This is a genomic window from Xanthomonas sp. NCPPB 1132 (assembly GCF_056629235.1).
The window spans coordinates 3,884,899-3,909,029 of record NZ_CM152819.1 but is presented as its reverse complement, the minus strand read 5'-3'; the positions used below and the strand labels follow the sequence as shown (position 1 = coordinate 3,909,029).

Here is a 24,131-nt window from a genome sequence, read left to right as displayed (position 1 = left end):
GCCTCACCCGGTCGCCAGGGCGGACAGCGCGATCGGCTGCGCCGGTGGCAATCCGCCGCGGCACTTGAGCACGCGCAGTTGCGCCGGCGCGGCGTCTAGGGCGATGCGCAGCGCGGCCGGCGACGGATTGGCGGCGGCCTTCAGCGGCCGGTAGGCGAAGCCCAGGGTGCGTCCGGTCTCGGCGGCCACCTGCAGCCGGCGCAGGGTCTTGTCGCCGGCCAGCCCCGGCCAGCACAGCACCGCCGCGCAACTGCCGGCGCGCAGGCACTGCTCGGCGGCCCAGGCCGCGTCGGCGCCGGCGCGGACGATCTGCACCTGCGCCAGCGCCACCCCGGCTTGGGCCCAGGCGGCGGGGTAGGGCAGGTACGGCGGGTCGACCAGCACGATACGGCCGCCGCCCTGCGACAGCCGCGCCAGCGTCGGCCACAGCAGCTGCAGTTCGCCGATGCCGTCGGCGGCGTGCAGCAACTCGGTCAGCGCCATCTCCGGCCAGCCACGCGCGGGCAGCACCGCATCCAGCGCGGCGTGCCCGGTGGGCTGCGCGCTGGGCGGCAGCGCCGTCGGCTGGCCGCGCCAGACCCGGCGCTCGGCCAGCAGGCGATCGAGGGCGACGACGGCGGCCATCAGCCGGGCCGGATCAGGCCGCAGTAATGCCCTTCGATGGCGAAATCCTGCCCCGGAGCGACCACGATCGGCGCATAGGCGGGATTGCGCGGCAGCAGCGCGATGCCCTCGCCATCGGCGCGGTAGCGCTTGATGGTGAGTTCGCCGTCCAGCCGCGCCACCACGATCTGGCCGTTGCGCGCGTCGGCGGCGCGGCGCACCCCGACCAGGTCGCCGTCGAGGATGCCGTCGTCGATCATCGAATCGCCCTGCACCCGCAGCAGGTAGTCCGGGCGCAGCGCGAACACCGCGCGGTCCAGTCGCAACTGCTGGTCCAGGCCGATGTCGGCACCGATCGGCGCGCCGGCGGCGACCCGACCCAGCACCGGCAACTGCAGCAGTTCGCTGCGGTTGCCGGCCTGCGCCGGGCGCAGGCTGCGCGCCTGCTGCGGCACCTGCTCCAGCAGTCCGGCCTCGACCAGCGCCTGCACGTGCTTGCGCGCAGCATTGCGCGAGGCGAAGCCGAAGCGTTCGGCGATCTCGGCCAGGCTCGGCGGCCGCCCGTCCCGCTCGATGCAGGCGTGGACGTAGGCGAGGATGGCGGCGCGCTGCGGGGACAGGGTGGTCATGGTGTACATTTGTACACCGCTGGCGCGACCTTGGCGAGATGGGCTGCTGAACGGGTTGGGCGTCTCCCGACGTGTCAGCTGCGTCCGGCCGCATCCTCCGGCATCGCCCCGGTGTAGCGGGCGCGTGGTCGGATCAGCTTGCCCAGGGCCTGCTGCTCCAGGGCGTGGGCCAGCCAGCCGGCTTGGCGGGCGGCGGCGAACAGCACCAGGGCGTGCGCCGCCGGCAGGTCGTGGACGAAGCAGAGCGCGGCCAGCAGGCAGTCGATGTTCGGGCGCTGGCCGCTGCAGTCCTGGGCGGCGGCGATCACCGCGTCCACGTGCTGCATGCGTGCGCTGCCCGCGCAACGTTCGCGCAGCAGGCGCAGCACTTCGGCCGCGCGCGGGTCGCCGTCGGGATACAGGGCGTGGTGGAAGCCGGGAAGGTCGTCGCCGCGCTGCCAGCGTTCGGTGATCAGGGCGGCGGCGCTGGGCGCGTCCTGGGCGTCGCGCAGCAGGGCGTGGGCGCGGGCGGTGGCGCCGCCGTGGCGCGGGCCGGACAGCGCGGCCAGGCCGGCGCTGACGGTGGCGTGCAGCGGCGCGCCGGTGGAGGCGACCACGCGGGCGGCGAAGGCGGAGACGTTGAGTTCGTGGTCGGAGCACAGCAGCAGCGCGGCGCGCACCAGTTCGGCGAAGTCGGCGTCGCCGGGACGCCAGTGGTCGGCGATCAGGCGATGCAGCGGGCGCGCGTCCGGCGCGGTGCCGACCAGCAGCGCGGCGTTCTGCCGCAGCAGGGTGGCAGCGATCTCACGGCGCACGCCGGGGGCGGCGTTGAGCGATTGGCGCAGGTCCAGGGCCAGCAGCGGGATGCAGGCCATGGCACGCTCCAGCGGCGGCAGCGCGGCATGCCCGGCCAGCGGCGCCAGCACCGCCGGCCACGGCGCAACCGGCGCGCTGGCGAACGGGTCTTCGCCGTCGGGGCAGTCCCACAGCAGCCGCGCGACGTCCTCCAGGCTGGCGCCGGCGCGGACCATGGCCACCGCCGAGCGTCCGCGGTAGTAGGGGCCGTCCGGGCGGATCAGCGAGATCCGCGTCTCCAGCACCGGCAGGCCGCGGTCCAGGCTCTGCGCGGCACCACGCGCAGCGCCGCGGCCGGCGCGCTTGCGCTGCGCCAGCCGCTCCACTTCGGCGCGCAGGTAGGCGCGGCTGCGGTGGTCGGCGCCGGCGCGCGAGCTGAGCAGGCCGCGGCTGACGTAGGCATACAGGGTGGCGCTGCTGATGCCCAGCAGGGCGCAGGCCTGCGCGGCGGAGATCAGGTTGCGGTCAGGGCTGTTGGACATGAAGGGACGATAGGTTGATTCATTGAATCAAGATTGATCCATGCCGGCGAGAGTGCCAGATTGGCGCCCATCGCGGAACGCCCGGCGGGGCGCCGCCGCCTCTTCGTCAGGAGCCGCCCATGTCCCTCGTTTCCCCCGGCGCCGGTTTCCGCGCCGCCCTGGCCGCCGAAGCGCCGTTGCAGGTGATCGGTGCGATCAACGCCAACCATGCGCTGCTGGCGCAGCGTGCCGGCTACAAGGCCATCTACCTGTCCGGCGGTGGCGTCGCCGCCGGCTCGCTGGGCCTGCCGGACCTGGGCATCAACACCCTGGAGGACGTGCTGATCGATGTGCGTCGCATCACCGACGTGTGCCCGCTGCCGCTGCTGGTGGACATCGACACCGGCTTCGGCCCGAGCGCGTTCAACATCGAACGCACGATCAAGGCGCTGATCAAGGCCGGCGCGGCCGCCTGCCACATCGAGGACCAGGTCGGCGCCAAGCGCTGCGGTCACCGCCCGGGCAAGGAGATCGTCAGCCAGGGCGAGATGGTGGACCGGGTCAAGGCCGCGGCCGACGCCAAGACCGATCCGGACTTCTTCCTGATCGCGCGCACCGACGCGATCCAGACCGAGGGCGTGGACGCGGCGATCGAACGCGCCATCGCCTGCGTGGAGGCCGGCGCCGACGGCATCTTCGCCGAGGCCGCCTACGACCTGAACACCTACCGCCGTTTCGTCGACGCGGTGAAGGTGCCGGTGCTGGCCAACATCACCGAGTTCGGCAAGACCCCGCTGTTCACCCGCGACGAACTGGCATCGGCCGGCGTGGCGATCCAGTTGTTCCCGCTGTCGGCATTCCGCGCCGCCAACAAGGCCGCCGAGGACGTGTACACCGCGATCCGCCGCGACGGCCATCAGCAGGCGGTGCTGGAGCGCATGCAGACCCGCGAGGAGCTGTACGAGCGCATCGGCTACCACGCCTTCGAGCAGCGCCTGGATGCGCTGTTCGCCGGCAAGGGCGCATGATCGGCGGCGATTTTCCTGCCCGGGCCTGCCCATGAATACCCACGCCAGCGCTGCCTCGTTCCTGCGCAGCCGCATCGACCGCCGCCAGACTGCGCGGCATCTGCTGCAGACCGAACTGGACACGCTGTCCGAGGCCGAGCGCGAGGTGGTGGAGCGCTTCATCGCCAAGCGCCACGTGGCCCGCGACATCGTCACGCAGGCCGACCGCGACCGCTCGCTGGGCGAGCGCGTCGCCGACCGCGTCGCCGCGATCGGCGGCAGCTGGAGTTTCATCATCGGCTTCTGCGTGGTGCTGCTGGGCTGGATCGTGCTCAACAGCCTGGTGCTGGCGCACGCCTTCGATCCGTATCCCTACATCCTGCTCAACCTGTGCCTGTCGTGCCTGGCCGCGATCCAGGCGCCGGTGATCATGATGAGCCAGAACCGCCAGGCGGCGGTGGACCGCCTGCATGCGCAGAACGACTACGAAGTGAACATCAAGGCCGAACTGGAAATCCTGCAGGTGCACGAGAAGCTCAACCAGCTGCGCGAGCAGGACTGGGCGACGCTGGTGGAATTGCAGAACCGCCAGATCCTCATGCTGCAGCAACTGCTCGAGCGCGCTGGCGTCACGCCGCCGCCGCCGGCCCCCTGATCCACCGCACTCATCCGACCGCAACACCGGGAGATTCGCCATGAACGACACCGCTCCGCAGACTGCCCCCGCCTTCAAGCCAAAGAAATCGGTGGCCCTGTCCGGCACCGCCGCCGGCAACACCGCGCTGTGCACGGTGGGCCGCAGCGGCAACGACCTGCACTACCGCGGCTACGACATCCTGGACCTGGCGCGCAGCAGCCAGTTCGAGGAGATCGCCTACCTGCTGGTGCACGGCAAGCTGCCCAGCAACAGCGAGCTGCGCGGCTACAAGGCCAAGCTGCGCTCGCTGCGCGGCATCCCGGCCGCGGTCAAGGCCGCGCTGGAGCAGTTGCCGCCGTCGGCACATCCGATGGACGTGATGCGCACCGGCGTGTCGGTGCTGGGCTGCGTGCAGCCGGAGAAGGACGACCACAACCATCCCGGCGCGCGCGACATCGCCGACAAGCTGATGGCCAGCCTCGGCTCGATGCTGCTGTACTGGTACCACTACAGCCACAACGGCCGGCGCATCGAGGTGGAGACCGACGACGATTCGATCGGCGGCCACTTCCTGCGCCTGCTGCACGGCTTCAAGCCGCACGAGGAATGGGTGCAGGCGATGCACACCAGCCTGATCCTGTACGCCGAGCACGAATTCAACGCGTCCACCTTCGCCTGCCGGGTCATCGCCGGCACCGGCAGCGACATGTACAGCGCCATCGCCGGCGGCATCGGCGCGCTGCGCGGACCCAAGCACGGCGGCGCCAACGAGGTCGCCTTCGAGGTGCAGAAGCGCTACGACACCCCGGACGAGGCCGAAGCCGACATCCGCGCGCGGGTCGAGCGCAAGGAAGTGATCATCGGCTTCGGCCACCCGGTGTACACGGTGTCCGATCCGCGCAACCAGGTCATCAAGGACGTGGCGCGCGAGCTGTCCGAGGCGCAGGGCAGCCGCAAGATGTACGACATCGCCGAGCGCCTGGAGACGGTGATGTGGGACATCAAGAAGATGTTCCCGAACCTGGACTGGTTCAGCGCGGTCAGCTACCACATGATGGGCGTACCGACGGCGATGTTCACCCCGCTGTTCGTGATCGCCCGCACCGCCGGCTGGAGCGCGCACATCATCGAGCAGCGCATCGACGGCAAGATCATCCGCCCCAGCGCGAACTACGTGGGGCCGGAGGATCAGGCATTCGTGCCGATCGATCAGCGCAAGTGATGCGCCTGCACGCCTCGACCCCGAGTGACACTCCCCTCTCCCGTCGGGAGAGGGGCCGGGGGTGAGGGTACGGGCGGCTAGGGACGTCTGCTATGGAAGTCTTTTCCTCCAGACAACTCTCTAGCGCCCGTACCCTCATCCGCCCTCATGAGAAATCTGGTTGCACCAGGCTTCGCCCGTACCCTCATCCGCCCTCATGAGGAATCGGGTTGCACCAGGCTTCGCTCGTACCCTCATCCGCCCTCATGAGGAATCGGGTTGCACCAGGCTTCGCTCGTACCCTCATCCGCCCCTTCGGGGCACCTTCTCCCGAAGGGAGAAGGGGGCCTGTCTTCGCTTTTTTCTACTGTAGCCAGCCATGAACAGCCACTACCGTAAATCCCTGCCCGGCACCGCGCTGGACTACTTCGATGCGCGCGCCGCGGTCGATGCGATCAGTCCGGGCGCCTATGCCGGCCTGCCCTATGTGGCGCGCGTGTTCGCCGAGAACCTGGTGCGCCGCTGCGATCCGGATCTGTTGCACGATGCCTTGCTTCAGTTGATCGAGCGCCGTCGCGACCTGGATTTCCCGTGGTTTCCGGCGCGGGTGGTGTGCCACGACATCCTCGGCCAGACCGCGCTGGTTGACCTGGCCGGACTGCGTGATGCCATCGCCGAGCAGGGCGGCGATCCGGCCAAGGTCAATCCGGTGGTGCCGGTGCAGTTGATCGTCGATCACTCGCTGGCGGTGGAGTGCGGCGGCGACGATCCGCAGGCTTTCGCCAAGAACCGCGCGATCGAGGATCGCCGCAACGAGGACCGCTTCCACTTCATCGACTGGAGCAAGCGCGCGTTCCGCAACGTGGACGTGATCCCGCCGGGCAACGGCATCATGCACCAGATCAATCTGGAGAAGATGTCGCCGGTGATCTACGTGCACGACGGCGTCGCCTTCCCCGATACCTGCGTGGGCACCGACAGCCACACGCCGCACGTGGACGCGTTGGGCGTGATCGCGATCGGCGTCGGCGGGCTGGAAGCGGAGAGCGTGATGCTCGGCCGCGCCTCGTGGATGCGCCTGCCGGACATCGTCGGCGTGGAGCTGAGCGGCAAGCCGCAGCCCGGCATCACCGCCACCGACGTGGTGCTGGCGCTGACCGAGTTCCTGCGCCAGGAGCGTGTGGTCGGCGCGTACCTGGAGTTCTTCGGCGAAGGCGCCGCCGCGCTGACCATCGGCGACCGCGCCACCATCTCCAACATGTGCCCGGAATACGGCGCCACCGCGGCGATGTTCTACATCGACCAGCAAACCCTGGACTACCTGCGCCTGACCGGGCGCGAGGAAGCGCAGGTGGCGCTGGTGGAGCAGTACGCGCGCACCACCGGGCTGTGGGCCGATGCGCTGGGCACCGCGCAGTACGAGCGCGTGCTGCGCTTCGACCTGTCGCAGGTGGTGCGCAACATGGCCGGCCCCAGCAATCCGCACAAGCGCGTGGCGACCACCGAACTGGCCGCGCGCGGCATCGCCGACGCCAGCAAGCTGGCCGCCGGCCAGGCCGAGCAGGCGCAGGGGCGCATGCCCGACGGCGCGGTGATCATCGCCGCCATCACCAGTTGCACCAACACTTCCAACCCGCGCAACGTCATCGCCGCCGGCCTGCTGGCGCGCAATGCGCGTGCGCGCGGCCTGGCCCGCAAGCCGTGGGTGAAGACCTCGCTGGCGCCGGGTTCCAAGGCGGTGCAGCTGTACCTGGAAGAGGCCGGCCTGCTGCCGGACCTGGAGGCGCTGGGATTCGGCATCGTCGCCTTCGCCTGCACCACCTGCAACGGCATGAGCGGCGCGCTGGATCCGCGCATCCAGCAGGAGATCGTGGCGCGCGACCTGTACGCCACCGCGGTGCTGTCGGGCAACCGCAACTTCGACGGGCGCATCCATCCCTACGCCAAGCAGGCGTTCCTGGCCTCGCCGCCGCTGGTGATCGCCTACGCCATCGCCGGCACGGTGCGCTTCGATATCGAGAAGGACGTGCTGGGTGCCGACGCCGACGGCCGCGAGGTGCGGCTGAAGGACATCTGGCCCAGCGACGCCGAGATCGATGCGGCGGTACGTGCCGCGGTGAAGCCGGAGCAGTTCCGCCGCGTCTATGCGCCGATGTTCAACGTGCGCGTGGAGCAGGGCGCGCCGGTGGCGCCGCTGTACGCCTGGCGCCCGCGCAGCACCTACATCCGTCGCCCGCCGTACTGGGAAGGCGCGCTGGCCGGCGAACGCACGCTGCGCGGCATGCGCGCGCTGGCGGTGCTCGGCGACAACATCACCACCGACCACCTGTCGCCGTCCAACGCGATCCTGGCCGACAGCGCCGCCGGCGAATACCTGGCGCACATGGGCGTGCCGGAGGAGGACTTCAACTCCTACGCCACCCATCGCGGCGACCACCTCACCGCGCAGCGCGCCACCTTCGCCAACCCGAAGCTGATCAACGAAATGGCGGTGGTCGATGGCAAGGTGCAGCAGGGCTCGCTGACCCGGCTGGAACCGGACGGGCAGGTGCTGCGCATGTGGGAGGCGATCGAAACCTACATGGCGCGCAAGCAGCCGCTGATCGTGATCGCCGGCGCCGACTACGGCCAGGGCTCCTCGCGCGACTGGGCGGCCAAGGGCGTGCGCCTGGCCGGGGTCGAGGCGATCGTCGCCGAGGGCTTCGAGCGCATCCACCGCACCAACCTGATCGGCATGGGCGTGCTGCCGCTGCAGTTCCTGCCAGGCACCACGCGCACGACCCTGGGCATCGACGGCAGCGAGACCTTCGACGTGGTCGGCGCGCGCACGCCGGGCGCCACGCTGACCCTGCGCATCGTCCGCAAGGACGGCGCCGCGGTGGAGGTGCCGGTGCTGTGCCGGCTGGACAGCAACGAGGAAGTGTCCATCTACGAGGCCGGCGGCGTGCTGCAGCGCTTCGCCCAGGATTTCCTCGAGGACGCCCGCAGCGCCTGAGCCGGCTGCCGCTGTCATCGGGCGCGTGCCATGCTGGCCGCGCCCGCCACCGCCGAGGAGACCGCCATGACCACGTCCGCCACCACCACCGGCACCGTCCACTTGCATCGCGTGCTGCGCGCGCCGGCCGAGCGCGTCTATCGCGCCTTCCTGGAGCCGGCGGCGCTGGCCAAATGGCTGCCGCCGCACGGCTTCGTCGCCACCGTGCACGCGCTGGACGCGCGGGTGGGCGGCAGCTTCCGGATGAGTTTCACCAACCTCGGCACCGGCACCAGCAGTTCCTTCGGCGGCACCTACCTGGAACTGGTGCCCGGCCAGCTGATCCGCCACACCGACCGCTTCGACAACCCGGACCTGCCCGGCGAGATGATCGTGACCGTGCGGCTGCGGCCGGTGGCCTGCGGCACCGCGCTGGAGATCGTGCAGGAGGGCATCCCGCCGCAGATCCCGGTGGAGTTCTGCCATCTCGGCTGGCAGGAGTCGCTGACCCTGCTGACGCAGCTGGTCGAGCCCGAGATTCCCGATTCGCCCTGATCCGCCGTCTCTTCTTTTCGTACGCACCCGGAACCGCCATGGCCCACGCTCCGCAACTCCGCATCCCCGCCACCTACATGCGCGGCGGCACCTCCAAGGGCGTGTTCTTCCGCCTGCAGGACCTGCCCGCGGCGGCGCAGACGCCGGGCCCGGCGCGCGATGCGCTGCTGCAGCGGGTGATCGGCAGCCCCGATCCCTACGCCAAGCAGATCGACGGCATGGGTGGGGCCACCTCCAGCACCAGCAAGACCGTGATCGTGGCGCCGAGCACGCGCCCGGACCACGACGTGGACTATCTGTTCGGCCAGGTGGCGATCGAGCGCGCGTTCGTGGACTGGAGCGGCAACTGCGGCAACTTGTCGGCCGCGGTGGGGCCATTCGCGATCGCCGCCGGGCTGGTGGATCCGGCGCGGATTCCGCGTGATGGCGTGGCCACGGTGCGGATCTGGCAGGCCAACATCGGCAAGACCATCGTCGCGCAGGTGCCGATGACCGACGGCGCGGTGCAGGAGACCGGCGATTTCGAACTGGACGGGGTGACCTTCCCGGCGGCGGAGATCGCGCTGGAATTCCTTGACCCGGCCGCCGACGAGGACGGCGCCGGCGGTGCCATGTTCCCCACCGGCCACCTGGTCGACACGCTGGAGGTGCCCGGCGTCGGCAGCTTCCAGGCGACCCTGATCAACGCCGGCATTCCCACCATCTTCCTCGATGCGCAGGCGCTGGGTTACCAGGGCACCGAACTGCAGGACGCGATCAACGGCGATGTGCAGGCGCTGCAACGCTTCGAAACCATCCGCGCGTACGGCGCGCTGCGCATGGGCCTGATCGCCACGCTGGAAGACGCAGCGACCCGCCAGCACACGCCCAAGGTCGCCTTCGTCGCGCCGCCGGCCGACTACATCGCCTCCAGCGGCAAGCCGGTGGCGGCTGCCGACATCGACCTGCTGGTGCGGGCGATGTCGATGGGCAAGCTGCACCACGCGATGATGGGCACCGCGGCGGTGGCGATCGGCACCGCCGCGGCGATCCCCGGCACCCTGGTCAACCGCGCCGCCGGCGGCGGCGAACGCACGGCGGTGCGCTTCGGTCACCCCTCGGGCACCTTGCGGGTCGGCGCCGAGGCGCGCCAGGTGGACGGCCAGTGGACCGTCACCAAGGCCTTGATGAGCCGCAGCGCGCGCGTGCTGATGGAAGGCTGGGTGCGGGTGCCGGAGACGCCGGCGGGCTGAGCCGGCAGGCCGTGCGCAGGCGCAGCTCCGCACGGCGCTGCCAACGCTGATGGGTCCGCTCAACTGCAGTCCGCGTTGAGCGACGGGTAGGCCGTGTTGAGCAGCCACTTGCCGCTCGTGGCCTTCGAGTTGGCGTACCAGAAGCAGACCTTGACCGGCTTGAACTTGCGCCAGTTGGTGCAGATGCCGTCCCCGTCCGCGGAGGTGCAGGCCCATCCCGCGGTGATGCCGACACTGGCCGCATCGACGATGTCCTTCGGGCCGCCACTGGTGCCGCAGTCGACGTGCTTGCCGGTCGTGGCGGCTGCCCACTTGCTGAAGGCGCCCTGGAACGTCGCCCAGTTGGCGAACGCCGATTTCCCGAGCTGACTCTGCGCGCCGCTGGGCGGCAGCGGCGTCGTGGCGTTCTGCATGTGCAGGCCGACATGCCCGCCAGTGCCGCCAGCGTCGCGATTGGCGGTGTCCGACGCGGTGCTGGCCACGATGTTGTCGACCGTGGTGCAGGTCTTGGCCTGGGCGGAACAGGTGAGCAGCGTCGCGCAGAGCACGGAGACGAGGGACAGGGATCGGGGTGTGAACATCGGGGTCTCTCCAGGGCAGCGCGGATGCGCGTTCTTCAGACGTCGGCAGCGGTCGCTGTGTGAAGCGGCGCGCGGCATGCGATGCGATTTCGTGCGGCCCGGGTGGGCTTGCGGCAGCGGGATGGACTTTTGCGCTGCTGGCGTTCCGGCCGCGGGCGCATGACGTGCGGTTTGGCGTGGTCGCTTGGAAGAGCGGTGTGCCATGGATCGAGCGTCGTCGCGGCGTGTTGCTGCCACCGGTGCGCCAACGCGGCCTGGAGCCTGAAGGCTTCGCGCGTCGGGACTGAAGTCCCTCCCACAGGGCATCTCGGCGGTTCCGTGCTCTGCCGCCAGCGCTACGGCCACGGCCACCGCGTGTTTGCTTGTCCTTGTGGGAGGGACTTCAGTCCCGACGCGACCAAAAGCGGCTGTGGCCATGCGAGAAGGGAAGACGGCCGGGGCCGGCAGGCGAGCCGTCGCCAGCCCCCGCTTTTGCCAATTCCGACTCCCCAATCCCAAATCCCCACCCCAGCAGATGACGCCGGCCGCCACAGCTTGTATATTTTGTGTTAATTATGCTGCGGCGCGGCAAGGACTCGGCGCGCTCCCGATTACGCCCACCCATCCCGGAGTTCCCATGTCTGCCAGTTGGTCGCTGCGCGCCAGTGCGCTTGCCGTTGCCGTCGTTTCCGCGCTTTCGTTCCCCGCCGCCGCCCAGCAGGCGGACAGCACCGACGGGGTCGCCCGTCTGGACACGATCAAGGTCACCGCCGAGCGCCGTGCCGAGGACTCCAAGGACGTGCCGGTGTCGGCCAGCGTGCTGCGCCCGGAATACCTGGACGCCATCGCCACCAGCGGCTCGGACGTGCGCGTGCTGGCCGGCAAGGCGCCCAGCCTCAACGTCGAGTCGTCCAACGGCCGCGTGTTCCCGCGCTTCTACATCCGCGGCTACGGCAACACCGACTTCAACACCTACGCCTCGCAGCCGGTATCGCTGATCTATGACGACGTGGTCGCCGAGAACGCGTTCCTGAAGGGCTTCCCGATCTTCGACCTGCAGAGCCTGGAAGTGCTGCGCGGTCCGCAGGGCACGCTGTTCGGCCGCAACACCCCCGCCGGCGTGGTCAAGTTCAACTCGGTCAAGCCGACCATCGGCGCCAACGACGGCTACGCCAGCCTGTCCTACGGCACCTACGGCACCATGACCATGGAAACCGGCCTGAGCGTGGCGATGGGCGACAAGTGGGCCGCGCGCCTGTCGGCGCTGGGCCAGCGCCGCGGCGACTGGGTCGACAACACCGTCGACAACCGCTCCTTCGAAGGCTACATGGATTCGGCGGTGCGCCTGCAGGTGCTGTTCCAGCCGGGCGAGGACTTCAGCGCGCTGTTCAACGCGCACGCGCGCCACCTCGACGGCACCGCGCGGCTGTTCCGCGCCAACATCTTCCAGCCGGGCACCAACCAGCTGGTCGCCGGCTTCGACCCGGACAAGGTGTCCATCGACGGCAAGAACACCCAGGAACTGCAGACCTACGGCGGCAGCGCCAACCTGACCTGGGACCTGGGCGACATCGTGCTGCACTCGATCACCGGCTACGAGGGTATCGGCAAGTACTACAGCCGTGGCGACATCGACGGTGGCTATGGCGCGGTGTTCGCGCCGCCGTCCGGCCCCGGGGTGATCCCGTTCCCGGTGGAGACCGCCGGCGGCATCAAGAACCTGGACCAGTACTCGCAGGAACTGCGTGCCGAGTCGCAGTACGCCGGGCCGCTGAACTGGCAGGCCGGCCTGTACTACTTCAACGATTCGGTGGAAGGCGAGAACTACACCTACAACACCCTGGCCGGCGGCACCCTGGCCAGCTACCAGCTGACCCGCCAGCGCAACACCTCGTGGGCGGCGTTCGGCTCGCTGAACTACGCGGCCACCGAGCGCCTGAACCTGCGCGCCGGCATCCGCTACACCTACGACAAGAAGACCTTCGACGTGCTCGCGCTGGACCGCGTGACCCTGCAGCAGCCCTCCAGCGGCAGCACCGACAATTCCAAGGTCACCGGCGACCTCAGCGCCACCTACACCATCAACGACAACGTCAACGTCTACGGGCGCGCCGCCCGCGGTTTCCGCGGCGCCAGCTTCGGCGTGCCGTCTGCCACCGCACCGCTGACCGTGGCCGCGCCGGAGACCGTGGACTCCTACGAGATCGGTATCAAGTCCGACCTGTTCGACAAGCGTGCGCGCCTGAGCTTCGACGTCTACGACTTCAAGGTGAAGAACCAGCAGCTGACCGCGGTCGGCGGCGCCTCCAACGACGTGCGCCTGCTCAACGCCAAGGCCTCCAAGGCGCGCGGCGCCGAGTTCGACTTCGAAGCGCTGCTGACCCAGAACCTGCGCATGACCTTGGGCGGCGCCTACAACTGGACCCGCATCGAGGATCCGACCCTGTCGGTGGGCGTGTGCCGCACCTGCACCGTGACCGATCCGATCAACGCCTCCGGCCGCGCGCTGATCGACGGCAACGTGCTGCCGCAGGCGGCCAAGTGGATGGGCAACGCGACCCTGCGCTACGGCATCCCGGTCGGCGACGACGCCGAGTTCTTCTTCTTCACCGACTGGTCCTACCGCAGCGAGATCAACTTCTTCCTGTACGACTCGCGCGAGTTCGTCGGCCAGCCGCTGCTCGAGGGCGGTGCCAAGATCGGCTACAACTGGGGCGCCGGCGCATACGAGGTCTCGGTGTTCTGCCGCAACTGCACCAACCAGATCCGCGCCACCGGTGCGATCGACTTCAACAACCTCACCGGCTTCATCAACGATCCGCGCATCGTCGGCGCGCAGTTCCGCGCCAACTTCTGATCGGCGGCCTCGCCGTTGCAACACCGGCCGCCGGCTATCATGCCGGCGGTTCTTTTTTTGGGAGACGCGCATGCGCGTGCTGAAGCAATGGGCGGGGTCGGCGCTGCTGATCGCGGCGACCTGGGCGGCCGATGCGGTGGCGGCGCCAGCGCCAACGACGAGCGCACCGGTGCAGAAGGTGGTGGTGTCCACCGACGTCGGCGACGACATCGACGATGCGTTCGCGCTGGCGCTGCTGTTGCGCAGCCCGGAGCTGCAGGTGCTGGGCATCGCCTCGGCCTGGGGCGACACCGGCCTGCGCGCGCAACTGCTGCAGCGGCTGCTGCAGCAGGCCGGGCGCAGCGAGATTCCGCTGGCGATCGGCCAGCGCACCGACAGCACCATCCCCTTCAGCCAGGCGCGCTGGGCAGCCAAGGGCACGCTGCCGCGCAAGGCGCCGGACGCGGCGCAGTTCATCCTGGACCAAGCGCGGCGGCATCCCGGCGAAGTCACCCTGCTGGTGCTCGGCCCGCTGACCGACGCGGCGCGCGCGCAGCAGCGCGACCCGGCCGGTTTCGCCCAGCTCAAGCAGGTGGTGCTGATGGGCGGTTCGGTGCGCGTGGGCTACGGCAAGTCGCGCTACCGCCCGCCGAATCCGCCGGCGGCAGAATACAACATCGCCGCCGACATCCCCGCTGCGCAGCGCGTGTTCGGCGCCGGCGTGCCGATCGTGATGCTGCCGCTGGACGCCACCCAGGTGACCCTGGAGGAGCCGGAGCGGGTGGCGCTGTTCGCCCATGGCGAGCCGCTGACCGACGCACTGGCGCAGCTCTACTACCAGTGGCGCGACACCGACCAGCCCTGGGCCAGCGCCACCCCGACCCTGTTCGACGTGGTGCCGGTGGCGCAGTTGCTCGACCCGGGCCTGTGCCCCACCGTGCCGCTGCGCATCGTGGTCGACGACAAGGGTTATACCCGTGAGACGCCGGTAGCGGACGCATCGGGCGCCGCAGCCAACGCGCAGGTCTGCCTGGCGCTGGACCGGCCGCGGCTGATCGCGCTGTACATGCAGCGGTTGCTGCGCTGATGTGTCGTCGCGATGAGCGGAGCCGCTGGCTGATCCGTTGCTCTGCAGTCGGGACTGAAGTCCCTCCCACATGAGGCTTGCGCCATGAGTGTTGTCGGCAGCGCCATCCGATCGGCCCCCTGTGGGAGGGACTTCAGTCCCGACGCGTGGAGCCATCGGTACACCCAGCGCCGTCGCGTCTCGACCGAAGTCCCTCCTACATGACCTCGAAGGGAGGGTGCGCGGATACTCATCCAGGGGGTAGGAGCGGCTTCAGCCGCGACGGGCTTTCCCGGGAACGCCGGTCGCGGCTGAAGCCGCTCCTACAGGGGCTCCATGGCGATCGGTGGTGCCGTGGCGGGACGGACGTACGCACCGACGGCGGCCTGCCGCGAAAACGCCGACGGATGGTGCACCGTCGCCCCTCCTGACTGTCGCGCCGGCGCTTTATACTCGCGCCACATTCACGGAGCGAACGCATGCACACGGATTCGAAGCGGCGCTGGGCGGGCCTGCGCGCGGGGTTGATGGGGACGTTCTTGCTGCTGGGCCTGGCGCTGGCGCTGGGCGGCTGCAAGCGCAACGAATCCGGGCAGCTGCCCGAAGCCAGCGGCGAGCCGGTGAAGGGACAGAAGGAGGCGATGAAGGGCTTCGGCCTGGTTCGCGCCTATCCCGACCAGAAGGGCGACGGGCTGTCGCTGGCGCTGGAGTTCTCGCGGCCGCTGGTCGGCACCCAGGATTTCGACAAGCTGCTGCGCTTCGAGGAGAAGGTCGGCACCGACGAGAGCGCCTGGTCGCTGTCCGACGACGGCAAGACCCTGCGCTATCCCTACGTGGAGGCGGCCAAGGACTACACCGTGGTGATCTCGGCCGACCTGCTGGCCGCCGACGGCAGCCGCCTGGGCAAGCCGCTCAAGCAGAAGGTCTACACCGGCGAACTGACCCCGGCGGTCGGCTTCGCCTCGCAGGGCAGCGTGCTGCCGGCGCGCGAGAGCCGCGGCCTGCCGGTGGTCTCGCTCAACGTGCCGGAAGTGGACGTGGAGTTCATGCGGGTCAAGGACAGTGCGCTGCCGGCGTTCTTCGCCCAGTACCAGCGCGGCGGCCGCCGCGGCACCTGGGAGCTGGACAGCGACTACGGCGACCACACCCCGATCTCGCAACTGGCCGACTCGGTCTATACCAACCGCTTCGTGCTCGGCGGCGACAAGAACGAGCGCGCGCTGACCTATCTGCCGATCCAGGAGATCAAGGAACTGCAGGCGCCCGGCCTGTACTTCGCGGTGCTGCGCCGCCCCGGCAAGTTCGACAACGAGTACGACACCGCCTTCTTCACCGTCAGCGACATCGGCCTGCACGCACGCGCCTACAAGGACAAGCTGTTCGTCCACACCGCCTCGCTGCAGAGCGGCGAGCCGCTGAAGAAGGTGGAACTGCGCGTGCTCAACGCCGACGGCGAGCTGTTCCTGAAGGGCCAGACCGACGACAACGGCAACGCACTGCTGAACTACACGCTCGACGCCGGGCAGGTGCTGGTGGCGCGCAGCGGCACCGACCTGTCGATGCTGCCGTTCAACCAGCCGGCACTGGACCTGAGCGAGTTCGCGGTGGCCGGGCGCGAGAACGCCTGGTTCGACGTGTTCGCCTGGTCCGGCCGCGACCTGTACCGCCCCGGCGAGACCGTGCGGGTGTCGGCGCTGCTGCGCGACAACGACGGCAAGCCGGTGCCGACCACCGGCAAGGGCGCGCAGCCGGTGTTCCTGCGGCTCAAGCAGCCCGACGGCAAGATCTTCCGCGAGACCCGGCTGCAGCCGGGCGAGCAGGGCTATTTCAGCTTCGAGCAACTGATCCCCGCCGATGCGCCGACCGGGCGCTGGCAGGTGGAGTTCCGCACCGACCCGACCAGCAAGGAAGCGGTGCAGGGCATGACCCTGCGCATCGAGGAGTTCCTGCCCGAGCGCATGAAGCTGGACCTGGACAGCGCGCAGAAGACGCTCAAACCGGGCGAGCCGTTCAAGCTGCAGGCCACCGCCGCCTACCTGTACGGCGCGCCGGCGGCGGGCAACCGCTTCACCGCCAAGCTGGCGGTGGCGGTCGAGCAGCATCCGGTGGAGGCGCTGCCGGGCTACTTCTTCGGCGACCCGACCCTGCAGTTGCCGCGCGAAGCCAAGGACGTGGTCGACACCGAGTTCGGCGCCGACGGCAAGCTCAGCGAGGACCTGGCGCTGCCCGACGAGGCCAAGCCGACCAGCACCATCGCCGCGCTGGTCTCGGCCAGCGTGTACGAGACCGGCGGCCGCACCGTCACCCGCACGCTCAAGCGCGTGCTGTGGCCGGCGCCGGCACTGGTCGGCGTGCGCCCGCTGTTCGACGACAAGGACGGCGCCGACGCCAACGCCAATGCGCGCTTCGAACTGATGCGGGTGGATGCGCAGGGCAAGCCGCAGCCGGCCAAGGGCCTGAAGGTGACCCTGGTGCGCGAGCTGCGCGACTACCACTGGGCGTTCACCGACAACCGCTGGGACTACGACTTCACCCGTCGCTTCGAGAACAAGCAGACGCTCACCGTCGATGCCGGCGCGAGCGCCGCCAAGTTCGATTTCCCGGTGGAGTGGGGCGAGTACCGGGTGGACGTGTTCGACCCGGCCACCGGCCTGACCACGCGCTATCCGTTCCATGCCGGCTGGAGCTGGAACGACGACAACCGCGGCCTCGACGCGCGCCCGGACAAGGTCAAGCTGGCGCTGGACAAGACCGGCTACAAGGCCGGCGACACGCTCAAGGTCACCCTGACCCCGCCGCATGCCGGACCCGGCCTGCTGATGGTCGAGAGCGACCGCATGCTGTACGTGCAGGACATCGACGTGAAGCCGGGCAGCAGCTTCGAGATCCCGGTGACCAAGGACTGGGAGCGGCACGACGTCTACGTCACCGCGCTGGTATTCCGCGGCGGCTCGGCGCCGAGCAAGATCACCCCGGCGCGCGCGGTCGGCGTGGCCTACGTGCCGATGGACCGCAAGGCCCGGCGCGTGGCGGTGGGCCTGGTCGCGCCCAAGCAGATGCGCCCGGAGCAGCCGCTGCCGGTGACGGTGAGCGTGCCGGAACTGGCCGGCAAGCAGGCGCACGTGACCATCTCCGCGGTGGACGTGGGCATCCTTAATATCACCCGCTTCCCGGTGCCCGACGCCAACGCGCAGTTCTTCGCGCAGCGGCGCCTGGGCGTGGACGCCTACGACATCTACGGCCGGGTCATCGAGAGCTTCGAGGGCGGCACCGGCAAGCTGCGCTTCGGTGGCGACATGGCGCTGGCGGCATTGCCGCAGGCCAAGCGTCCGACCGCGCGGGTGCAGACGGTAGACCTGTTCTCCGGCCCGGTGCAGCTAGACGCCAAGGGCAACGCCCGCGTGCAGTTGCCGGTGCCGGACTTCAACGGCACCCTGCGCGTGTCGGCGCTGGTCTATTCGGACGAGCGCTACGGCAACCGCGACGTGGAGACCCTGGTGCGCGCGCCGATCGTGGCCGAGGCCAGCATGCCGCGGGTGATGGCGCCGGGCGACCGCAGCACGGTGACCCTGGACGTGCAGAACTTCACCGGCCAGCCCGGCGAGTTCAAGGTGCGGGTGGATGGCGAAGGTCCGCTGGCGATCGCCGACAACGCGCGCAGCGCCAAGCTGGGCAAGGACGGCAAGGCCACGCTGAGCTTCCCGTTGGTGGCGCAGGAGGGCTACACGGTGGCCAAGGTGCGGGTGCGGGTGGAAGGCAATGGCTATGCCGCCGACCGCCGCTACGACCTGCCGGTGCGCGCGGCGTGGCCGTCGGTGCTGCGCACGCAGACCCGGGTGCTCGACCCGTTGGCGCCGGTGACGCTGGGCGCCGGCGATGCCGAAGGCCTGATGGCCGGCTCGGTCAATGCGCGCATGCTGGTCAGCGCCTTGCCGCCGATCCCGTTCGCCAGCGCCCTGCAGGGCGCGCTGGAATACCCCTACGGTTGCGCCGAGCAGACCACCAGCAAGGGCTACGCCGCGCTGCTGCTCGACGATGCCACCGCACGCCTGCTCGGGGTCAAGGGCCTGGATGCGGCCACGCGCCGCGCGCGCATGGAAGGCGCGTTCGGGCGGCTGGCCTCGATGCAGGTCTCCAGCGGCCACTTCTCGATGTGGGGCGACGACGGCTACGTCAATCCGGGGCTGACCCCGTACATCGCCGAGTTCCTGCTCGACGCCAAGGACGCCGGCTTCGCGGTGCCCGACAACGTGCTGCAGAAGGCGTTGAACCGGCTCAGCGAGGACCTGCTGTCCGGCGGCAACAACTTCTACGGCCAGGACCGCCGCGAGAACCTGAAGTTCGCCAACCAGGCCTGGTCCGGCTACGTGCTGGCGCGGGTCAACCGTGCGCCGCTGGGCACGCTGCGCGCGCTGTACGACAACGACCGCGGCAAGGCGCTGACCGGTCTGTCGCTGGTGCACCTGGGCGTGGCGCTGTCGTTGCAGGGCGACAAGAAGCGCGGCGAAGCGGCGATCGCCGCTGGTTTCGCCAAGGACAGCGCCGACCGGCCGCGCTACTTCGGCGACTACGGCAGCGTGGTCCGCGACGACGCGCTGATGATCGCGCTGCTGCACGAGCGCGGCCTGGCCAAGCCCGAGTACGACGCGCGGGTGATGGCGCTGGGCCGCGAGCTGGACGCGCGCCGCCGCGGTGGCTGGCTGTGGCTGAGCACGCAGGAGCAGGTGGCGCTGGCGCGCATGGGCAAGGCCTTGCTCAACAGCCAGACCGCGCAGGTGTCCGGGCAGTTGAGCATCGGCGACAGCAGCGAGGCGATCGCCCCGGCCAAGGCGTTCGGCCGCCAGTTCGGCGAGGCCGAGCTGGCGCGCGGCGTGCACTTCGTGCCGCAGGGCCAGCCGCCGCTGTACGCCAGCCTGGAAATCGCCGGCGTGCCGCGCACCCCGCCGGCGGCCGACGACAGCACGCTGAAGGTGGAGCGCAGCTTCTATGGCACCGACGGCAAGCCGTGGACGCCGCAGCCGCTGAAGGAGGGCGAGGCGCTGATCGTGCGCGTCACCATCACCTCCGACACCAGCATGCCCGACGCGTTGCTGACCGACCTGCTGCCGGCCGGCCTGGAGATCGAGAACTTCAACCTGGGCGACGCCAAGCAGTGGGCCGACGTGGTGGTGGACGGCATCGAGATCAGCGACCGCTCCAACGCCGCCGACGTCAAGCACGAGGAGTTCCGCGACGACCGCTACGTGGCCGCGCTGAGCCTGTCGGCGGGCAGCAAGGCGCAGGTGTTCTACCTGGTGCGCGCGGTGACCCCGGGCACCTACACGGTGCCGCCGTCGCTGGTCGAGGACATGTACCGCCCCGACCTGCGCGGGGTGGGCCGCAGCAACCCCGGCACGATCAACGTCGTGCAGCCCTGACGAAAGCCCCCTCTCCCTGCGGGAGAGGGGCCGGGGTGAGGGTCCGACCGCCAGGGAAGCCGCTTGACTCCCCTCTCCCTTCGGGAGAGGGGCCGGGGGTGAGGGTACGACCGCCAGAGAACCCCACCAGCAACGCCGCACCAACCCCCTAAGGGCCGGGGATGAGGGGACCCCGGCCAGCACTGTCAGCCAGAAGCGACAGCTACCATGACCGCCGCACCCAGCGCGCCGCCGCCTGCGCACGCCTGGTCCGCCGCTGCGTCCCCCTCTCGTTCCTGGAGCCTGTCATGCCCCCCGCATCCTCCCCGCCTGCCGCACCCCACCTGGACACCGTGGTGTTCGATCTCGGCGGTGTCCTGATCGACTGGAACCCGCGCCATCTGTACCGCCGCCTGTTCGACGACGAGGCGGCGATGGAAACCTTCCTGCGCGAGGTCTGCAGCCCGCAGTGGAACGAGCGCCAGGACGCCGGGCGGCCGTGGCACGACGCGGTGGCTGAACTGAGCGCGCTGCATCCGACGCATGCGCCGATGATCGCTGCCTACCACGCGCGCTGGCCGGAGATGCTGGGCGGGGCGCTGGACGCCACGGTGGCGGTGCTGGAGGAACTGCGCGGGCAGGGCGTGCGGCTGTACGCATTGACCAACTGGTCGCACGAGACCTTCCCGATCGCGCGCGAACGCTATCCGTTCCTGCAGTGGTTCGAAGGCGTGCTGGTGTCGGGCGAGGAGCGCCTGGTCAAACCGGACCCGGCGATCTTCGCGCTGCTGTGCGAACGCTATGCGATCGATCCGGCGCGGGCGGTGTTCATCGACGACGCGCCGCGCAACGTGCACGCCGCCGCGGCCGCCGGCATGCACGCGTTGCAGTTCCGCGACGCCGTCACCTTGCGCGAGGAGTTGGTCGCGCTGGGCCTGCTGCCGCCGCGCGCGCCAGCGCCCTGATCCGCGCCGCGCCGTCGCCTAGCGCAGCGCTCTGGCGATCATGGTACCGGCGCCGTTGCGCCGGCGGCGATGCCATGGGCCGCTCCACGCCTGCGAGCGGCCGGCCGTTCGCCGATGCCGTACGAAACGTCGTGGCCGCTGTCGTGCGGGTGCTGTCGCCAGGCTTTCCGATGGCCGCCATCGCTCCGTCATATCCCTGGGATTAAATAACGAACTTTAAGTTACTTAATTCGGTCAACCAGGGGACATCGCCATGCAACCACTCACCCATCGGCGCCGCGCGCTGATCGTCTGCGCGCTCGCCGCCAGCTGCCAGGCCGCGCTGGCGCAGGACGCCGCATCCACCACGGCAACGCTCGCCGCCGACGCCAGCGCCGTCGCTGCGGCGGCCGTCGGCGACACCACGACAACCTCTCCATCCGACACCGCGCCCAGTGCCGCCGCCAGCGACGACGGCACCACCACGCTGTCCAGCGTGATGGTCACCGGCGTGCGCAAGGCCAATGCGGCGGCGATCGAGAGCAAGCGCGCGGCCACCAACATCACCGACGTGGTCAGCTCCACCGACGTGCGCGCGCTGCCGGACACCACCATCGTCGAGGCGCTGCGCCGCATCCCCGGCCTGTCGGTGCTGCCGGCCACCGACAACGAGCACCCGCGCGACGAAGCCGCCACCCCGGTGCTGCGCGGCCTCGGCCCGTCCTACAACAACGTCACCATCGACGGCCTGACCGTGGCCTCGCCGGGCACGCCCAACGGCACGCTCGGCTCGATCACCCGCGGCGTGCGCCTGGACATCCTGCCGGCGTCGATGGTCAGCGAACTGCAGGTCATCAAGACCTTCACCCCGGACCTGGACCCGAACGCCACCGGCGGTGCGATCAACCTCAAGACCCGCAGCGCGTTCGAGAACGGCGGCAAGCCGTTCTTCACCGCCGAGGCCTCGCTGGGCCATGCCAACGACGTCGGCAAGCCGCGCGACCAGGACGACCCGGGCTACCGCCTGCTCGCCACCGGCAGCCGCACCTTCGGCAGCGAAGGCCAGTACGGCCTGACCCTGTCCGGCAACTACCAGACGCTGAGCAGCTACACCGAAACCCATATGACCACCGACACGGTGCACTACGGGTTCTACGACAACAGCGGCGTACTGCAGAGCGGCAACAACCTGGGCAACGGCTGGGCCGTGCCGCAGCAGGACAAGTACTGGTACGTGATGGACAAGCGCGACCGCTACGGCCTCACCGGCAAGTTCGAGGCGCGGTTGAGCGAATCCCTGCAGGCCTACGCCATGGCCGGCTACTACTACTTCCGCGACAACATGGAGCGCAACGAGATCATCCTCGATCCGCGCAACCGCAACCGCGTCTACAACCAGACCGCCACCAGCGGCACGTACCCGGTCGGCGACGTGGAAGTGGGCTACTCCAACCAGATCACCACCACCCGCACCAAGCTCGGCCAGACCGGCTTCGAATGGCGCCCGGACGACCGCCAGGTGCTGTCGGCGCGCGCGTCCTGGTCCGATGCCACCTATGCCGAACCGATCAAGATGATCAAGTACGTCACCGGCGCGCAGCGCCCGGCGGCGGTGCCCACCGGGCAGACCGGCGCCGGCGTCACCGTGGTGCCGACGGCGGCCTATGGCTTCAACTACGACACCTCCGCACTCAACCAGCGCTTCCCGATGTCGGCGCAGTCGTACTACAACTACGACAACTACAGCCTGCTGTACTGGCGCCCGGACTACCAGCGCAACGCGCGCGACAAGGTGCTCACTGGGCGCCTGGACTACGCCTTCAATCGCGGCGAGATGGACCGCGGCGTCGGCTTCGGCGGCGGCCTCAGCTACACCCGCGACGAACCCGGCTTCGACATCTACCGCGTCGAATACCAGCCCAACCGCAGCGCGCCGCCGCTGAAGATCGCCGACGTGCTGGCGCCGTCCAACGCGCCGATGCGCTACCTGGGCCTGAACCTGATCGCGATCGATCCGGACAAGGCCAACCAGATCCTCAGTGCCACCCCGCTGAGCGCGTTCAACCGCACCGACCAGAGCGCCTTCAGCAACCAGGACAACTTCAGCCACCGCGAGGAGATTTTCGGTGCCTACGGCCTGGTCGGCTATCGCGCCGACGATTTCGATGTGGAAGCCGGCCTGCACTATGACCATACCGACCAGTCCACGGTCGGCCGCCAGCGGCAACTGGACGCGGCCACCGGCAGTTACGTCTACGTCGATGCGCCGACCGAGTCGCGCTACGCCAAGGTGCTGCCGTCGGCGGTGATGACCTACCACGTCAACGACCGCCTGGACCTGCGCGCCGGCGCCAGCCGCACGCTGGGCCGCCCGCCCTACGATGCCTACGCCGCGCGCACTTCGATCGGCTTCGTCAACAGCAGCGACATGGGCAATCCCAACGCCCAGGGCGTGACCGTCACCATCGGCAACCCCGACATCAAGCCGCGCGTGTCCACCAACCTGGACCTGTCGCTGGAGTGGCGCCTGCCCGACGACTTCGACGGCATGCTCGCCGCGGCGCTGTTCGACAAGCGCATCCAGGACGAGATTTTCACCCTCTCGCGCACCGACCAGTTCAGCTTCAACGGCACCACCTATTCCAACGTGCTGATCAGCACCCCGGCCAACGCCGCCAAGGCGCACGTGCGCGGCCTGGAATTGAGCGCGGTGTTCAACACCTTGTTCCCGGGCGTGACGGCGCTGTCCGGCCTGGGCGCCAGCGCCAACCTGGCGCTGCTCGATGGCGGCATGGACGTGCCGTTCACCAGCGGCAGCGCGCCCAACCTGGTGCAGAGCCAGCGCACCGTGGATCGCCTGGTCGGGCAGCCGGGCTACACCGCCAACGCCTCGCTGTTCTACACGGTCGGCGGGGTGGAGCTGCGCGCGGCCTACAACCGCCAGGGCAAGGCGCTGCGCGCCATCGTCAGCAACATCGCCTGGCAGGATCTGTACTGGGCGCCGCGCTCGCAGCTGGACCTGTCGGCGACCTGGGCGGTGAGCAAGCAGCTCAGCGTGGTCGGCCAGATCAGCAATGTCACCCACAGCCGCCTGACCAGCTTCACCGGCCCCGGCGAGAACCTGCTGAAGGACAGTTATTCGATGCCGACCACCTACTGGCTCGGCCTGCGCTTCACCCCGTCGCTGTGACCGTTG

Annotated in this window: 15 protein-coding genes; 11 read left to right on the top strand and 4 right to left on the bottom strand. The window is 69.8% G+C overall.

The features are described from left to right. Window positions 1–3 precede the first annotated feature (3 nt). The 3 genes from imuA to AC1G9L_RS16675 all read right to left on the bottom strand — a co-directional run bounded on the left by imuA (window position 4) and on the right by AC1G9L_RS16675 (window position 2,548). The gene (gene imuA / locus AC1G9L_RS16685; protein WP_481069546.1) at window positions 4–624 is read right to left on the bottom strand and encodes a translesion DNA synthesis-associated protein ImuA; all 621 of its coding nucleotides are present in this window, start codon (window positions 622–624) and stop codon (window positions 4–6) included. Further along, entirely contained in the window at window positions 624–1,232 is a 609-nt protein-coding gene (lexA, locus tag AC1G9L_RS16680) for a transcriptional repressor LexA (protein WP_481069545.1), read from the bottom strand. The genes imuA and lexA overlap by 1 nt, the downstream gene beginning before the upstream one ends. Before the next feature lie 74 nt (window positions 1,233–1,306). Continuing rightward, entirely contained in the window at window positions 1,307–2,548 is a 1,242-nt protein-coding gene (locus AC1G9L_RS16675; protein WP_481069544.1) for a citrate/2-methylcitrate synthase, read from the bottom strand. A gap of 119 nt (window positions 2,549–2,667) precedes the next feature. Here AC1G9L_RS16675 and prpB point away from each other — a divergent pair, with 119 nt between their 5' ends. From prpB to prpF, 6 genes are all read left to right on the top strand, one after another. Continuing rightward, window positions 2,668–3,555: a methylisocitrate lyase gene (gene prpB / locus AC1G9L_RS16670; RefSeq protein WP_019800601.1), complete on the top strand. Its 888-nt coding sequence runs from the start codon at window positions 2,668–2,670 to the stop codon at window positions 3,553–3,555. 31 nt (window positions 3,556–3,586) lie between these two features. After that, on the top strand, window positions 3,587–4,189 hold the full coding sequence (locus AC1G9L_RS16665) for a DUF1003 domain-containing protein (protein ID WP_019800602.1): 603 nt from the start codon (window positions 3,587–3,589) through the stop codon (window positions 4,187–4,189). A 40-nt stretch (window positions 4,190–4,229) separates the two neighbouring features. Further along, complete coding sequence (prpC, locus tag AC1G9L_RS16660; protein ID WP_019800603.1) at window positions 4,230–5,393, top strand: bifunctional 2-methylcitrate synthase/citrate synthase; 1,164 nt, start codon at window positions 4,230–4,232, stop codon at window positions 5,391–5,393. Window positions 5,394–5,751: 358 nt separating this feature from the next. After that, complete coding sequence (acnD, locus tag AC1G9L_RS16655; RefSeq protein ID WP_019801489.1) at window positions 5,752–8,367, top strand: Fe/S-dependent 2-methylisocitrate dehydratase AcnD; 2,616 nt, start codon at window positions 5,752–5,754, stop codon at window positions 8,365–8,367. A gap of 30 nt (window positions 8,368–8,397) precedes the next feature. Next, window positions 8,398–8,901, top strand: coding sequence for an SRPBCC domain-containing protein (locus tag AC1G9L_RS16650; protein WP_019801488.1), 504 nt, complete (start codon window positions 8,398–8,400; stop codon window positions 8,899–8,901). Window positions 8,902–8,939: 38 nt separating this feature from the next. Beyond that, window positions 8,940–10,133, top strand: coding sequence for a 2-methylaconitate cis-trans isomerase PrpF (gene prpF, locus AC1G9L_RS16645; protein ID WP_481069543.1), 1,194 nt, complete (start codon window positions 8,940–8,942; stop codon window positions 10,131–10,133). 59 nt (window positions 10,134–10,192) lie between these two features. On the opposite strand, the gene AC1G9L_RS16640 is transcribed toward prpF, so the two are convergent. Next, window positions 10,193–10,792 carry a hypothetical protein gene (locus AC1G9L_RS16640; protein WP_481069542.1) on the bottom strand — a complete coding sequence of 200 codons (600 nt, stop codon included), beginning with the start codon at window positions 10,790–10,792 and terminating at the stop codon, window positions 10,193–10,195. Between the two features lie 538 nt (window positions 10,793–11,330). On the opposite strand from AC1G9L_RS16640, the gene AC1G9L_RS16635 reads away from it, so the two are divergent. The 5 genes from AC1G9L_RS16635 (at window position 11,331) to AC1G9L_RS16615 (ending at window position 24,125) form a co-directional block, all read left to right on the top strand. Continuing rightward, window positions 11,331–13,550, top strand: coding sequence for a TonB-dependent receptor (locus AC1G9L_RS16635; RefSeq protein WP_010342442.1), 2,220 nt, complete (start codon window positions 11,331–11,333; stop codon window positions 13,548–13,550). A gap of 76 nt (window positions 13,551–13,626) precedes the next feature. Continuing rightward, window positions 13,627–14,616 carry a nucleoside hydrolase gene (locus AC1G9L_RS16630; RefSeq protein ID WP_481071175.1) on the top strand — a complete coding sequence of 330 codons (990 nt, stop codon included), beginning with the start codon at window positions 13,627–13,629 and terminating at the stop codon, window positions 14,614–14,616. Window positions 14,617–15,122: 506 nt separating this feature from the next. Further along, on the top strand, window positions 15,123–20,012 hold the full coding sequence (locus AC1G9L_RS16625) for an alpha-2-macroglobulin family protein (protein WP_481071173.1): 4,890 nt from the start codon (window positions 15,123–15,125) through the stop codon (window positions 20,010–20,012). A gap of 287 nt (window positions 20,013–20,299) precedes the next feature. Continuing rightward, entirely contained in the window at window positions 20,300–20,956 is a 657-nt protein-coding gene (locus tag AC1G9L_RS16620; RefSeq protein ID WP_481069541.1) for an HAD family hydrolase, read from the top strand. 253 nt (window positions 20,957–21,209) lie between these two features. Beyond that, complete coding sequence (locus tag AC1G9L_RS16615) at window positions 21,210–24,125, top strand: TonB-dependent receptor (RefSeq protein WP_481069540.1); 2,916 nt, start codon at window positions 21,210–21,212, stop codon at window positions 24,123–24,125. The last annotated feature ends 6 nt before the right edge of the window (window positions 24,126–24,131 follow it).